Below are 13,243 nucleotides of genomic sequence, written 5' to 3' on the forward strand. Positions count from 1 at the left end.
CCCGCGCCGTGCCCGACCGGCACGGCGCGGGTCACCGTCGTGCGGGTCACCCACCGGTGCGGAGGGCGCGGATGGCGGTGGTGATGTCCTGGCGCGGGTAGCCGCCGGTGGGCAGGGTGGCTCCGTGGACGTGGCGGACGATGCCCTGACGGTCGATGAGGATGCTTCCCGACTGCTGGAGCGAGCCGAAGACCTTCCTGCTCAGGCCGATCGTCTCATGCGGGGAGCGGTGGCCGCCGACGAGGCCGCCGACGAGGACGGGGAAGGGGATCTGGCGCCTCGCCTTCCACGCCGCCGCCTCGCGGCGGTCCTCGGGAACCGCGACCAGCACCCGGACGTCGTCGGCGGCGAACTCGTCGCGACGCCGGACGAGATCCCGGACGTGCCTGTTGCAGACGGGGCACGACGTCGATCGCATGAAATAGATCAGCACGGCATGCTCCCCCTGGTAGTGCGACAGCCGGACGGGCTTGCCGTCGCTGTCCTCCCACACCAGGTCGGGCGCGGGCGATCCGGTCTCCAGCATGGCAGAGCTCCTCTTCAACCTCGGGTTGTGGACGTACAGGTCCGCTCAGGTCAGGCGGTGGTGGCCGGTGGTGGCGGTGTGCGGGTCGCCGGGCCGCCGGCGGGCTCGGGCTTTCCGCCCAGGCTGAGCCGGACCCTGCCACGGGCCCGGTGCAGCTGGGACTTCATCGCGGCGTTGCTCAGGCCGAGCGTCTCGGCGACCGTCCGTCCCGGGTAGCCCAGGACATCCCGCATGATCAACACTCTGCGCTGGACGTCCGGGAGGTCCCTGATCGCCTGCGCGACGAGCTCGGCGTCCAGCCGCCGGATGACCTCCTCCTCGGCCGACGTCACGAGCCCCCCGCCGCCCCCGCCGGCCCCGTCGTAGCGGTCGATCAGCAGCCGAGCCCGGCGCAGGCACTCGTGCCGGACGATGCGGAACATCCACGACGCCAGCGCCCCGGTGGCGCGCAGCGAACCGATCTTCCGGTAGAGGATGATCAGCGCCTCCTGCGCGGCGTCCTCGGCATCCTGCGGGGACGCGCAGAGCTGCTCGGCGAAGCGCCGCACATGAGGATGGGCGCCATGGACCACCGCGGTGATCGACTCCCGGTCACCCGCCTGCGCTGCCTCGATGAGCTTCCCGCTCGCCCAGCCGCGGTCGGCCACGTCACTCATCCGAATCCCCATCCTCCTGCCCAGCCTGACCGTCACCCCCATAAGAGACCCGCGCACCGCGAAAGGATTCACCGTCTCAGGGACCACGTCGACGGAAGTACCTAAGCGCGTCAGATTCCTCGTCCTCCGCCTCTTCCTAAGGTGATGAACACAACAGAGCACGACCGCTGAGGAGAGACATGAGCGACACGAACGAGCTGGTCCAGCGTTACCTCGCCGCGTGGAACGAGACCGACGCCGCGGCGCGGCGGGCCACCCTGGCCGAGGTCTTCGCCGAGGACGCGGTGTACACCGACCCGCTCGTCTCCGTCCGGGGCAGGGACGGGCTCGACGCCACCATCGCGGCGGTCCAGGGGCAGTTCGGCGGGCTGGTCTTCAGCCTCGGCGGCGCCGTGGACGCCCACCACGACATCGCGCGGTTCACCTGGCACCTGGGACCCGAGGGCGGCGAGCCGCTCGTCATCGGCTTCGACGTCGCGGTGATCGACGGTGACGGCCGGATCAGCCAGGTGCTGGGCTTCCTCGACAGGGTGCCGGCCGGAGTCTGAACACCCCGGGGCGGACCGGCCGAGCCGGGCCGCCCCGTTCCCGACGAACACAGGAGGAACCATGACCGCCTACGCCATCGCCCACCTGCGGGACGCCGCCCCGCACCCGGAGATCGCCGAGTACATCGAGCGTCTCCCCGCCACCTTCGCGCCGTACGGCGGCCGCTATCTCGTGCACATGACGCCGCACGAGGTGAAGGAGGGCAGCTGGCCGGGGGCCGTCGTAATGATCGGTTTCCCCGGGATCGCCGAGGCGCGCGCCTGGTGGGACTCACCCGCGTACCGGGAGATCGCCCCGCTGCGCTCGCGGCACATCGAAGGGGACATCATCCTGGTCGCGGGCGTCCCCGAGGGCTACGACCCCGCCCCCGCCGCCCAGGCGATGCGGCAGGCGCTGGCCGCCGGCCGCCAATGAGCCGCCACGAGCGGCTCGACGCCCACCTGCCTGGGCATCGTCAGGACGTGACGTCGTAGTTGAAGCCGAAGGCACGCACACCGGTCTCCGTGCGGGGCCGGTGGCTGGTCCTCGGGCCGAAGGCCACGTAGGTGCCCGGGCCGTGCGTGCGGTCGCCCTCGATGAGCTCGCCGTGGACGACGAAGTACGCCTCGCCGTACGTCTCGTGGACGTCGAGGCCGGGCCATTCGGCACCCGGGGCGAGGTCGATCACCCACGTCCTGATGCCCGGCATGCCCGGGAGCATCCGTACGTGGACGCCGGGACCCAGCTCGGCCGGCGGGATCGCATCGACGTCCACGGGACGTATCTGACCAGGGAGGACCTGTTCCGGAGCGCTCATCGAGGACAGACTGTCACAACCCCAGGCGATCGGCGAAATCCTTCAGCTCACCCCGCGAGGCGACACCGAGCTTGGGATAGGCCTTGTAGAGGTGGTAGCCGACCGTCCGGTGGCTGAGGAAGAGCTGCGCGGCGATGTCGCGGTTGGACAGGCCCCGCGCGGCGAGCCGGACGATCTGCAGCTCCTGCGGAGTGAGGCCGGCGGCCACGCCGTCCGCGGGCCTGACGCCCAGGTCCTGGGCGCCGGTCGCGGTGATCTCGCCCCGGGCGCGCTCGGCCCACGGCCGCATGCCGAGCCGATCGAAGATCTCCAGGGCGTCGTGCAACGGCCCGCGCGCCTCGGCCTTGCGCCGGGCCCTGCGCAGCCACTCGCCGTACAGCAGCGCGGTCCTGGCGTACTCCACCGCCCGGCCGTCCTGGTCGTGCAGTGCGAGGGCCGCCGTGTAGGACGCCTCGGCCTGGTCGTCGGCGGCGAGCAACCCGCGGCAGCGCAGCACGAGCGCGTCGGCCCACGGCTGCCGGACCGACGCGGCCCACCGCTGGAAGCGCGCCAGAGGCCCGGCGGCGCGTTCCGGGGCGCCCACCCGCACGGCCGACTCCACCAGGTCGGGAGTGGAACGCGTGGCGCAGATGTGGTGGTGCATCGGTTCGCGGGTCAGGCGCTCGAAGCGGGCCAAAGCCGCTTCGGCGCGGCCGAGACCGAGCTCCAGCAGCCCGAGCGACCAGTGCGCCCACGGCGCGCCGGGGGAGAGGGCCCCGGCGGTGGCGTCCGCCAGCCCCTCCTCGGTGTGGCGCCGGCACGCCGCCTCCTCGCCCTTGGCCGCGTCGAGGTAGGCGAGCACACTGCTGAACTGGCTGACCCACTGCCGCTGGCCGGTGTCGCGGGCGAGCCCCAGACCCTCGGTCGCCGTGGCGAGCGCGTCCAGGTGCCGCCCGGTGAACACCTCGCCCTCGGCCATGAAGAACAGCACGGTCGGCAGCCGCCCGGCGCCGCCCCGGGCGCGCTGGTCGGCGGCGAGCGCGGTCGCCAGCCCGTAGGCGTCGGCGTCCTGCCCCATCGCGAGTGCCGCCCCGCAGACGATCAGCGACGCCTGGTCGGGGGCGCGGCCACGCCGCCGCACCGCCGCGAGGGTGTCACCCAGCGGCGGCGGACGCTCCGCACGGCCCCGGTCGAGGTGCACGAGGTAGGCCGCCACGGGAGCTAGAGGATGCGTGCCGTCCAGCGGCAGCGCGGCCAGCCGGTCCAAAGTCGCCGCGAGCTCCCGTTCGCCCAGGTACCAGGCGGTGTGGACAGCCTGGATCAGCAACATGGCGGCCTGGCCGGGATCGGTGTCGCGGATGAGCCCGGCACCGTCCAGCAGCGACCGGTGGGCGGCCGGGTAGGCGCCCTGCCAGAAGTCCGCGAGCGCCCGCACCTGGGCGATCCGCGCGCTCACCGCCGGAGCCTCCTCCAGCCGCCGGGCCGCACGGGCGCCGAAGGCTCTGGCCCGCTCCAGATCGCCCGCCTCCAGCGCCGCCTCCGCCGCCAGGGCCTCGCGGTGCGCCCTGGCGGCGGGCCGGCCGGTCAGCCGGGCGGCCCGTTCGTACGCCGCGGCGGCCGCCTCGTGGCCGCCGCGTTCGCGGGCGCGGGCCGCTGTGCGTTCCAGCGCGGCGGCGGCCTCCTCGTCGGTTCCGGTCGCGGCGGCCGCCAGATGCCAGGCCCGGCGGTCGGCGTGCTCGGGCGAGCCGAGGGCGTCGGCGAGCGCCCGGTGGGCGGCGAGACGCTGCCCGAGCGTCGCCCGCTGGTAGACGGCAGCACGGATCAGCGGATGGCGAAAGCGCAGCGTGGTGCCGTCAGCATCGCCGCGCAGCACCAGGCCCGATCGCTCGGCCGGGGAGAGGTCCTCGGCGGACGCCCCCAGCGCGGCGGCGGCACGCAGGATCACGTCGAGCTCACCGGTCTCCTCGGCGGCCGCCACCAGGAGCAGGCTCTGGCAGGCGGCCGGCATCCGGCTGACCTGGCCGTGGAAGGCCAGCCGCAGGCGGCTGGTGAGGGGAAGCGCCCCCGGCGAGAACGCGCCGCCGCCTTCGGCGGCCAGGGAGACCGGCAGCTCCAGCAGGGCCAGCGGGTTGCCGCCGGCCTCGGCCAGCACGCGGTAGCGCACGGCGGGCGCGAGCGGGTGCCGGTCGAGCAGGGCCGCGGACGCCTCGGGGGCCAGCCCGGACAGCCGCGACTCCGCGAGGCCGGGAGCGGGGAACGCGCCCTCACCGTCCCGGGCAGCGAAGATCATGACCACGCCCTCGGCGTGCAGACGCCGGGCGGCGAACAGCAGCGCCTCCCGCGACGCCCGGTCGAGCCACTGCGCGTCGTCGACGAGACACAGCAGCCCCGTCTCACCCGCGTGCTCCGCCAGCAGGGACAGCACCGCCAGGCCCACCAGCATGGGCTCGGAACCGGCCGCGGGCCCGAGCCCGCACACCGCCTCCAGAGCCCGGCGTTGCGGACCGGGCAGGGCGGTGCGGGCTTCCAGCGCCGGTCGCAGCAGCAACTGCAGCCCCGAGAACGGCAGCTCGGCCTCGGACTCCACCCCCGTGCCACGGACCAGCCGCATCTCCCCGGCCGTCGCGGCGGCGTGATCGAGCAACGCCGTCTTGCCGATGCCCGGCTCCCCACGCAGCACCAGCGACGAACTGGTGCCCGCCCTCGCTTTCGCCAGCAGTTCGGCGATCGCGTCCTGTTCGGGCTTCCTCCCGTACAGCTGCCCCGAGCCCATGGCCCCCATCAGAACCTCCTGAGGGGGCCGGCGGCTTTAGCCACCGGGGGAGTCGGGAGCGGGAGGGCTGCCAAGGCCCGCGTGTGCCCTGACCTGTCAGGTCCGCGCATCGGATACCTCCGTTCACCACGCACTGGATGTGCGACGCTGTCATATTGATCGGGTGACTCGTCAGGTGCGCGCCTCCCCCGGCGCGGCGTACGACCTCGGGTACCACGTGGTGTGGTGTCCGAAGTACCGCCGCCCGGTCCTTGGCGGGCGGGCTCCCCAGTTGCCCACGCTGTGGTCACGGTCCTGCTTCGTGGCCACCGTCGGCGCCGTGTCCGCCGGGACGGTGCGGCGTTACATCGACACGCGGGACGAGCGGGCGCCCAGGGCGGGTGTTCGTGCGTAGGTCCTTCAAGTTCCTGCTGCGTCCCACCAGCAGGCAGGCCGCCGCCCTTACAGCTTGCCTGGAGGATCACCGAATCCTGTACAACGCCGCTCTGGAGCACCGGCGGACCGCCTACGCCAGGGCCGGGGTGAGTGTCCGCTATGGCGATCAGTCGGCGGAGTTGAAGCACATCCGCGCCGACGATCGGGAGGGTCAGGGCCGGTGGTCGTTCTCCTCCCAGCAGGCCACGCTGCGCCGCCTGGACAAGGCGTTCCGGGCGTTCTTCGACCGCGTCAAGGCCGGGCGTACGCCGGGGTTCCCGCGTTTCAAGGGGCGGGGCTGGTTCGACACGGTGGAGTGGCCGAGGGACGGCGACGGCTGCCGGTGGGACTCCCAGCCCGAGCATCCGGCCGCGACGTTCGTGCGCCTTCAGGGCGTCGGCCACGTCCGGGTGCACCGGCACCGCCCGGTCAAGGGCCGGGTGAAGACGATCAGCGTGAAGCGGGAGGGCTCGCGCTGGTACGTGGTGCTGTCGTGCGACGACGTGCCCGCCGAGGCCCTGCCCGCCACGGGTGCGGTCGCGGGCATCGACCTGGGTGTCGCCTCGCTGGTCACGACCAGCGACGGCCACCATATCGACAACCAGCGGCACCTGGCCGCCTGCGCCGGCCGTCTGGCATCGGCGCAGCGCGATCTCGCCCGCAAGAAGCGGGGCTCCAAGCGTCGTCGCAAGGCGGTGGCCCGTGTCGCCGCGCTGCACGGCAGGGTGCGGCGGCAGCGGGTGGACGGCGCGCACAAGGCCGCGTTGGCGCTGGTCCGTGGCTATGACGTGATCGTGCACGAGGACCTGCGGATCGCGAACATGACGCGATCGGCGTCCGGCACGATCGAGGCGCCCGGCCGCAACGTCGCGCAGAAAGCCGGTCTCAACCGTTCGATCTTGGACGCGGGTTGGGGGGTGTTCCTGACGATCCTCGCGCACAAGGCTGAAAGCGCCGGTCGAGAGCTGATCGCAGTCGATCCCCGCAACACCTCCCGCACCTGCGCCCGCTGCGGGCACTGCGCGAAGGACAACCGCCGCACCCAGGCCGCGTTCCGCTGTACGGCGTGCGGGCACACCGCGCACGCCGACGTGAACGCGGCGATCAACATCCTGAGGGCAGGGCTTGCCCTTCGCGACGCTGCGGAAGCGGCTTAGCGAGAAGCCGTTCCCTTCAGGGAGCGGAGGAGTCACCCTGGCATTCGCCGGCGAGTGTCGCGCCACCCAGTGCCGCCACCCGGTGCCGGCGCCCGGAGCGTCCGACGGGTCATGGTCGCAGGTCGACGAGTCTGTCGGCCGTGGTGGGACGCAACCTCGACATGACGGCGTCAGCGGTCCTTCCGTACGGAGGTGGTGTCGGCGTCGGCGGGTTCGCCGTTGGAGCCGACCAGCCGGAGCTCCGGGAGCGGGCGACCGAGTTCGTCGACGAGGACGGAGTGGGTTTCGTCGGAGGCGAAGGCGTGGCGTTCGCCCCACTGGCGCAGGGCCACGATGACGGTGAAGAGGTCGCGCCCGGCAGGGGTGAGGGTGTAGAGCTGCCGCCGGCCCGTGGGCGCGGTCCGCCGGTCGAGGACGCCGCGCTCGACCAGCCGGCGGAGCCGGTCGGTGAGGATGTTGCGTGCGATGCCGGTGCGCTGCTGGAAGTCGGTGAACGCCCGCGCGCCGTCCATGGCGTCGCGGACGATGAGCAGGCTCCACCGGTCACCGATCAGGTCGAGGGTCCGCGCCACCGGGCAGGTCGAGTCCGTCCAGGTCACCTCGTCGGCACGGATCGCGGGCTGCGCCATCACGCCTCCTGAAGAGTTGCTGATTGAAACCATTCTGCCGTAACCTCGAATTAGTTGCATTCTGCTACTGATTGGGAGGATGGATGGGCCTGACCGTCGGCATGAGGATGGTGTTCGCCGCGGTCTGCGCGGTCGCCGTCGGGAGCGTCTACGCCGCGCAGCCGGTTCTCGCCCAGATCGGAAGCGATCTGGGCGTGCCGGATGCCAACCTGGGATGGATCGTCGCCGCCGGGCAGCTCGGCTATCTGGCGGGGCTGGCCGCTCTCGTGCCGTTGGGCGACATGATCGACCGGCGCAAGCTCATCGCGGGACACCTTCTGCTGACCACGGGGGGTGTGGTGCTGGCCGCGACAGCCACCCGGACGTGGATGCTGCTCGCCGGACTGGTGGTGGCGGGCCTGTTCGCGGTCGTCGTGCAGACGACGGTCGCCTACGCCGCCGCCCTGTCCGCGCCCGAGGAACGCGGCCGCGACCTCGGCGTGGTGACCTCCGGCGTCGTCATCGGCATTCTCGGCGGACGTGTCGCGGCCGGCGGGCTGGCCGCGGTGTGGGGCTGGCGCGGCGTGTACGTCGCGCTCGCCGTGCTCCTGGCGACGCTGGCGTGCCTGGTCCTGAGAACCCTGCCGCCGGACACGCGTGCCGAGCGCGCCACGTATCGGCAGGTGCTGACATCGCTGGGCGAACTGTTCGGCGAGCGCCTGTTCCTGACGCGCGGGCTGATCGCGTTCTTCCTGTTCGCCTCCTTCGGCACGCTGTGGAGCGGCCTGACGCTCCCTCTCGCGGCCGCCCCCTGGCACCTGAGCCCCGCGCAGATCGGCCTGTTCGGCCTGGCCGGCCTGGCCGGCGCGCTCGGCGCCGCCCGCGCGGGACGCTGGGCCGACGCCGGACACGCGAACGCCGTCACCGGCGGAGCGCTCGTCGTCCTCACCGCCTCATGGCTGGCCGTCGGGCAGGCATCGTGGTCGCTTTGGCTCGTCGTCATCGGGGTCGTCGTGCTCGACCTGGCCGTCCAGGCCGTGCACGTGAGCAACCAGCACCTCCTCACCACGGCCCATCCGCACCGCACCAGCAGCGTCATCGGCGGCTACATGATCTTCTACTCGCTCGGCTCCGCTCTCGGCGCCACCACCACGACCACCGTGTTCGCCGGCGCGGCATGGACAGGCTCCAGCATCGCCGGCGCGGCCTTCGCCGCCTGCGCCCTCGTGGTCTGGGCGGCCGGCCGCCGCGCTTGCTTCAGCGGCGGCCCGGAGTGGCGAGACATCCGGCGCGAAGTGCGGCGCCGCAGCCGCAGCCAAGCCCGCGAGCTGCGCCCCCACCCCGGCGAGAGCTGACCGGAACGGGGCAGGGCTCCTCGACGCCCCAGGCTGCTCACGACCACGAGTCCCGGACGGTGACCGGGCCGTAGTCACGCCTCCCGGACCACGTCCTCGGCCTCCGTCAGCGAGCCGAGCAGCGCTGGTCACCTCTCGCTCGTGTCAGCCGTCATGCCGGCGACCAACACGTACGAAAGGTTGCTGACGATGAGCGGGACGAATATTCACGGAACGGTGGCGGACGGCTTCGAGCGGGTGCGGGAGGCGTTCGCAGAGGTGGTGGCCGAGCAGGACAGCCAGACGGGCTCGCAGCTGGCCGCCTACGCGCACGGCCGGCAGGTGGTGGACGCCTTCACCGACCCGCTCAACGGCATCCGGTTTCGGCTGGTCCTACCCGGAACACGACCGGCTCGCCGCCGCCGTGCACGACGCGATCACCTCCTGAGGACCTCACATCAGATCGGCGGCGCCGTCGGCCTGGCCGCCGTCCTCACCGCCGTCCTCCTCCCGCGCTGCGGGGGCGCCCCTCAGCACGCGCAGCCCACGCCGGAAACCCTTGGCGGCACTCTCCGGTGAAATCGCCGCCTCACCGCGCTAGGTGGTGGTTCGTGACCGGGCCTCGGCGGCCCAGTGAGGTGCGTTCCACAGGTCGGCGATGGTGGCGGCCTGGGCGAAATGGGCGGCGGCTTCGGCGCGGCCCAGGAAGGCGGCCAGCTCACCGAGGATGTGGGCGACCGGGCGCAGCGCCACCGACAGGCTGGCGGCGCCCGCCGGGGGGCCGTCGCGGTGCGGGAGCAGCGTCGCGTAGATCTCCTCGGCGGCGTCGCGGTCCTTCAAGGCGAGGACGGCCATCGCGCGCAACGTGGTGAGGAAGGTGAAGAAGAAGTCGTGGCGGATCGGGCCGGAGGACGCGCGGACGGCGCGGGCTTCGGCGTCCAGGCCGCCCGCGTGGAGGGCGAGCGCGAGCAGGTCGGAGGTCATCGGCCCGAGCGTGGCGTGGAGGGCGCGCACGTCGTCCAGGTGCGCGCCGAGCGTGCCCTCGTTCAGCCGGATCGTGGCCAGGGCGAGGTGGAGGAAGCCCGTGGCGTGCACCGATCCGATGCGTCGCATGCCCTCGGCGGCCTTGGTGTAGAGGAGTTCGGCGTCGGCGAACCGGCCTTCGATGAGCGCCCGGCTCGCCAGCGTGATCTCGGCGACGGCGATCGCCTCGCGCATCCGGTAGGCGCGCGCGAGTTCCAGGGCCTCGGTGATCACCTGGTGCATGGTCACCGGGTCGTTGGCGGCGGCGGCGACGGCGGCATGGTTGAGCAGCCCGGTGACGCGGTGGACCGGCAGGTCGTGCTCGATGCCGATCTCCACGAGCTCCCGGCAGAGCTCGGCGTCGCCGTGCACTTCGGCCAGGATCGCAAGCGCCGCGGCCCGCGACCGGGGTTCGGTGGCGAGGCGGAGTGCCTCCTGCGCTGCCTCCACAACGGTCGGGTCGTCCTCGCCGACCAGTTCGTGCGCGTACGCCGTCAGGAGCCGGGACCGCACCGAAGGGGGCAGTTCGCGCTTCAGCAGGCGGCTCAGGCGGTCGACGACGGGCCGGTCTACTGTGCCGTACGTACGGGCCTGCCAGGGGGTCGGCTCTGTCCACGCGGTGAACGCGGCGATCATCAGGTCGTCGCGGCCCAGGGACTCCGCGTACTCCACGGCTGCGCGGCGTGTCTCGCGGGCGGCTGCGACGGCCCCCGCCCGGATCTGCGCGCGCAGCAGCCTGCCGAGCAGTTCGACGCGTTCGTCCGGTCCGGTCGAGTTGGTGACGGCGTCGGTGAGGAGACCGGCCGCCACGTCGTGGGCGTAGCGGGCCTCGGCAAGCTCGGCGGCCTGGACGCAGTAGCCGACGGCCTTCGGTGAGCCGGCGCGCGCGTAGTGATGGGCCAGCGCCGCGATGTCGTCGCTGCCTTCCAGGGCGGCGGCGATGCGGGCATGCATCCGGGTGGCACGCAGTCTGCTGACGTCGGCGAGGAGCGTGTCCCTGACGAGTGCGTGGACGAAGCGGATGAGGCCTGGGCCGGGCTCGTCGAGCAACCCGGCGATGACGCCCGCGTCCAGGGCGTCCAGCACCCCGTCCTCGTCGGTGTCGGCGGCCTTGACGAGGACGTCCACCGAGCTTTCCCGGCCCGCGACGGCGGCGAGCCGGAGGACGGACACGCCTCCCTCGGGCAGGCGCGCGAGCCGGCGGCGCAGGACGTCCCGTACGCCTTCGGGGACCTCGGAGAGGGCGACCAGCGCGCCTTCGCCGTTCAGCAGCCGGGCGCTTTCGCGCACGTAGAACGGGTTGCCGCCGGTGCGCTCGGCGATCCCCGCGATGGTCTCCTCGTCGGCCCCGCATTCGGCCCCGCATTCGGCCCGGACGAGCTCCGCGACGGCCTCGTCGGTCAGCCCCGGCAGCGCCAGGCGGAGGGGCGTGGCGCGCGCGAGGGAGGCCAGCGTTTCGGTGAGGTGCCCGCTCTCGTCCGCGCGGTACGCGGCGACGACCAGGATCGGGGCCCGCACGCCGAGGACGCCGCCGAGCAGTTCCAGCGTGGTGGCGTCCGCCCAGTGGAGGTCGTCCAGCACGACGGCGACCGGGCGTTCCGCGGCGACCGCCGCGAGCCATCTCCACACGGCTCGGCGCAGGCGGAACCGTCCGGCGGTGGCGTCGGCGTTCACCGGCTCGGTGTCGGTGAGCAGCGGTGCGAGGTCGGCCGCGAACTCGCCCGGGGACGTGGCCGCGGCGACGGCGCTCAGCGCCTCGGTCCAGGCCCACGCGGGCGGCGCGCCGTCGACCTCGGGGCAGCCGCCGACGGCGACCAGCCACCCGTCACGTTGGAGCCGCCTGCCGAGGTGTTCCAGCAGCGTCGACTTGCCGAGCCCGGCCTCGCCGGTGACAAGGGCGATACGGGCTCCGTCGGCGGCGGCCCCGGCGGCGGCCGTGACCAGCGCCGACAGCTGTGCCTCGCGTCCGACGAACGGCGCCTCGGCGATCGGAGCCGCCCCCGGGAGGGGAGCCGCCTGCGGCAGCGGGGCGGTCGGCGGGGGCGGGGGCGGGGGCGGGGGCGGGGGCACGGTCGCGCGGAGGACGTCTATGCGCCCGGTGAGGATCGCCTCCTCCAACGCCGTCAGGTCCGGGCCGGGGTCGAGCCCGAGCTCCTCGGCCAGGACACCGCGGGCGCGACGGAGCGTCGCCAGCGCGTCGCCCTGGCGGCCGCTGCTCCACAGGGCCAAGGCGTGCAACCGCCAGCCTTCCTCGCGCAGGGGCTCCTCGCGGGTGAGCCGCTCGGCCTCGGGAACCACCGCGGCGGGGTCGCCGATGCGCAGACCCGCCGCGACGTGCAACTCGGCGGCGACCAGGCGCAGCTCGTTCAGCCGGGCCGTCTCGGCGGCGGCCCACGGCTCGTCGGCGACCTCGGCGAACGCCGATCCCTGCCACAGCCCCAGCGCCTCGGCGAGCCGAGCCTGCGCGGCGCGTGGGTCGGTGTCCGTACGCGCCTGGCCCAGCAGGCCCTCGAACCGCCACGCGTCCACCGCCTCCGGCGGCAGCCGCAGCGCGTAACCCGGCGCCGCGCTCACCAGCAGCCGGGCCGGCGTGCGCGGCGGACGTCCGGGCTCCAGCAGCCGGCGCAGGTTCGACACATACGCCTGCAGCGACATCAGCGCCCGCGCGGGCGGCTCCCCGCGCCACAGATCCTCGATCATCCGGTCGACCGGCACGACCTGCCCACGCGCCGCCACCAGCAACGCCAGCACGCCCCGCTGCCGCGGCCCGCCGAGGTGAACGGCCGCACCGCCCACCTCCGCCGCGAACGCGCCCAGCACCCGGATGAAGACCATGATCTGCACATCGTACGAGGACGTTCCAAATCGGCTCCAAGCCCCCTCCAAACACCCGGGAGCACCCTGAACACCCAGCCCGGTCGCAACATCGAAGGAGAACGACCATGTCGCCGAAGAAGCTCAACACCGTCCTGGCCGCCGCCGTCGTCCTGTTCACCCTCTACCTCGGGTTGTCCTTCGTCCTGCCCGTCGAGGCGTCCTTCCCGGGCCTGCCGAACTGGCCCTCTGACGACAGCGGCTTCCCCGTCGTGAAGAGCAGCCGCGAGATCGCGATGGGCCTGGCCATGGGCATCCTGCTGGTGACGGGCCACCGCCGCGCACTGGGCTGGGTCCTGCTGATGGTGGCCGTCGCCCCGTTCGGTGACATGGTCAACGTCCTGGCCCACCACGGCTCCACGGCCGCCGCGTTCGGCATCCACGGCCTGACCGCGGCGCTGATCGCCGTCACGGGGGTGCTGATCCTCCGCGAGACCGGCAAGGCGCGCGAGGCCCACGAGCCCGCCACCCCGGCGCCCGCCGCGCAGCCCGCCTGACGTGCCGTGGCGCGGCACGGTATTCCTTCCGCATGCTCCGAGAACTCGACAAGGGAG

13 protein-coding genes are annotated in these 13,243 nt (G+C 73.3%); 7 read left to right on the forward strand and 6 right to left on the reverse strand.

All coding sequences use genetic code 11. The features are described 5' to 3' along the window. Positions 1 to 46 precede the first annotated feature (46 nt). A complete protein-coding gene (locus ACGF0J_RS06970; RefSeq protein ID WP_393142767.1) occupies positions 47 to 526 on the reverse strand; it encodes a peroxiredoxin family protein in 480 nt (159 codons plus the stop codon). Positions 527 to 576: 50 nt separating this feature from the next. After that, the gene (locus tag ACGF0J_RS06975) at positions 577 to 1,182 is read right to left on the reverse strand and encodes an RNA polymerase sigma factor (protein WP_393142769.1); all 606 of its coding nucleotides are present in this window, start codon (positions 1,180 to 1,182) and stop codon (positions 577 to 579) included. A 179-nt stretch (positions 1,183 to 1,361) separates the two neighbouring features. Here ACGF0J_RS06975 and ACGF0J_RS06980 point away from each other — a divergent pair, with 179 nt between their 5' ends. Beyond that, positions 1,362 to 1,730, forward strand: coding sequence for a nuclear transport factor 2 family protein (locus tag ACGF0J_RS06980; RefSeq protein ID WP_393142771.1), 369 nt, complete (start codon positions 1,362 to 1,364; stop codon positions 1,728 to 1,730). Between the two features lie 61 nt (positions 1,731 to 1,791). Then, entirely contained in the window at positions 1,792 to 2,145 is a 354-nt protein-coding gene (locus ACGF0J_RS06985; RefSeq protein ID WP_393142774.1) for a DUF1330 domain-containing protein, read from the forward strand. Between the two features lie 40 nt (positions 2,146 to 2,185). Here the strand turns inward: ACGF0J_RS06985 and ACGF0J_RS06990 are convergent, their stop codons facing one another. Both ACGF0J_RS06990 and ACGF0J_RS06995 read right to left on the reverse strand, forming a co-directional pair. Next, positions 2,186 to 2,485, reverse strand: a complete 300-nt coding sequence (locus ACGF0J_RS06990; RefSeq protein WP_393142776.1) for an anti-sigma factor — start codon at positions 2,483 to 2,485, stop codon at positions 2,186 to 2,188. 55 nt (positions 2,486 to 2,540) lie between these two features. Next, the gene (locus ACGF0J_RS06995; protein WP_393142778.1) at positions 2,541 to 5,288 is read right to left on the reverse strand and encodes an AAA family ATPase; all 2,748 of its coding nucleotides are present in this window, start codon (positions 5,286 to 5,288) and stop codon (positions 2,541 to 2,543) included. A 154-nt stretch (positions 5,289 to 5,442) separates the two neighbouring features. Here ACGF0J_RS06995 and ACGF0J_RS07000 point away from each other — a divergent pair, with 154 nt between their 5' ends. Both ACGF0J_RS07000 and ACGF0J_RS07005 read left to right on the forward strand, forming a co-directional pair. Then, positions 5,443 to 5,673 carry a hypothetical protein gene (locus ACGF0J_RS07000; RefSeq protein ID WP_393142780.1) on the forward strand — a complete coding sequence of 77 codons (231 nt, stop codon included), beginning with the start codon at positions 5,443 to 5,445 and terminating at the stop codon, positions 5,671 to 5,673. Next, positions 5,666 to 6,850, forward strand: coding sequence for an RNA-guided endonuclease InsQ/TnpB family protein (locus ACGF0J_RS07005; protein WP_393142782.1), 1,185 nt, complete (start codon positions 5,666 to 5,668; stop codon positions 6,848 to 6,850). The genes ACGF0J_RS07000 and ACGF0J_RS07005 overlap by 8 nt, the downstream gene beginning before the upstream one ends. 170 nt (positions 6,851 to 7,020) lie before the next feature. Here ACGF0J_RS07005 and ACGF0J_RS07010 read toward each other — a convergent pair whose 3' ends face one another. After that, positions 7,021 to 7,479 (reverse strand): winged helix-turn-helix transcriptional regulator, encoded by a 459-nt coding sequence (locus ACGF0J_RS07010; RefSeq protein WP_393142784.1) that lies wholly within the window; start codon positions 7,477 to 7,479, stop codon positions 7,021 to 7,023. 83 nt (positions 7,480 to 7,562) lie between these two features. Here ACGF0J_RS07010 and ACGF0J_RS07015 point away from each other — a divergent pair, with 83 nt between their 5' ends. Both ACGF0J_RS07015 and ACGF0J_RS07020 read left to right on the forward strand, forming a co-directional pair. Beyond that, positions 7,563 to 8,813 carry an MFS transporter gene (locus ACGF0J_RS07015; RefSeq protein ID WP_393142787.1) on the forward strand — a complete coding sequence of 417 codons (1,251 nt, stop codon included), beginning with the start codon at positions 7,563 to 7,565 and terminating at the stop codon, positions 8,811 to 8,813. Between the two features lie 189 nt (positions 8,814 to 9,002). After that, positions 9,003 to 9,371, forward strand: coding sequence for a hypothetical protein (locus ACGF0J_RS07020; RefSeq protein WP_393142789.1), 369 nt, complete (start codon positions 9,003 to 9,005; stop codon positions 9,369 to 9,371). 18 nt (positions 9,372 to 9,389) lie between these two features. Here the strand turns inward: ACGF0J_RS07020 and ACGF0J_RS07025 are convergent, their stop codons facing one another. Continuing rightward, the gene (locus tag ACGF0J_RS07025) at positions 9,390 to 12,650 is read right to left on the reverse strand and encodes a BTAD domain-containing putative transcriptional regulator (protein WP_393142791.1); all 3,261 of its coding nucleotides are present in this window, start codon (positions 12,648 to 12,650) and stop codon (positions 9,390 to 9,392) included. 107 nt (positions 12,651 to 12,757) lie between these two features. Here ACGF0J_RS07025 and ACGF0J_RS07030 point away from each other — a divergent pair, with 107 nt between their 5' ends. Next, on the forward strand, positions 12,758 to 13,186 hold the full coding sequence (locus ACGF0J_RS07030) for a DUF4267 domain-containing protein (protein ID WP_393142793.1): 429 nt from the start codon (positions 12,758 to 12,760) through the stop codon (positions 13,184 to 13,186). Positions 13,187 to 13,243 lie beyond the last annotated feature (57 nt).

The sequence above is a fragment of the Nonomuraea sp. NPDC047897 genome (assembly GCF_043204415.1).
Taxonomy (GTDB): domain Bacteria; phylum Actinomycetota; class Actinomycetes; order Streptosporangiales; family Streptosporangiaceae; genus Nonomuraea.

Bases quoted from the DNA above. Each gene is read 5' to 3' on its own strand.
- ACGF0J_RS06970 (WP_393142767.1), bottom strand. From the start codon at position 526: ATGCTGGAGACCGGATCGCCCGCGCCCGACCTGGTGTGGGAGGACAGC.
- ACGF0J_RS06975 (WP_393142769.1), bottom strand. From the start codon at position 1,182: ATGAGTGACGTGGCCGACCGCGGCTGGGCGAGCGGGAAGCTCATCGAG.
- ACGF0J_RS06980 (WP_393142771.1), top strand. From the start codon at position 1,362: ATGAGCGACACGAACGAGCTGGTCCAGCGTTACCTCGCCGCGTGGAAC.
- ACGF0J_RS06985 (WP_393142774.1), top strand. From the start codon at position 1,792: ATGACCGCCTACGCCATCGCCCACCTGCGGGACGCCGCCCCGCACCCG.
- ACGF0J_RS06995 (WP_393142778.1), bottom strand. From the start codon at position 5,288: ATGGGGGCCATGGGCTCGGGGCAGCTGTACGGGAGGAAGCCCGAACAG.
- ACGF0J_RS07010 (WP_393142784.1), bottom strand. From the start codon at position 7,479: ATGGCGCAGCCCGCGATCCGTGCCGACGAGGTGACCTGGACGGACTCG.
- ACGF0J_RS07015 (WP_393142787.1), top strand. From the start codon at position 7,563: ATGGGCCTGACCGTCGGCATGAGGATGGTGTTCGCCGCGGTCTGCGCG.
- ACGF0J_RS07020 (WP_393142789.1), top strand. From the start codon at position 9,003: ATGAGCGGGACGAATATTCACGGAACGGTGGCGGACGGCTTCGAGCGG.
- ACGF0J_RS07025 (WP_393142791.1), bottom strand. From the start codon at position 12,650: ATGGTCTTCATCCGGGTGCTGGGCGCGTTCGCGGCGGAGGTGGGCGGT.
- ACGF0J_RS07030 (WP_393142793.1), top strand. From the start codon at position 12,758: ATGTCGCCGAAGAAGCTCAACACCGTCCTGGCCGCCGCCGTCGTCCTG.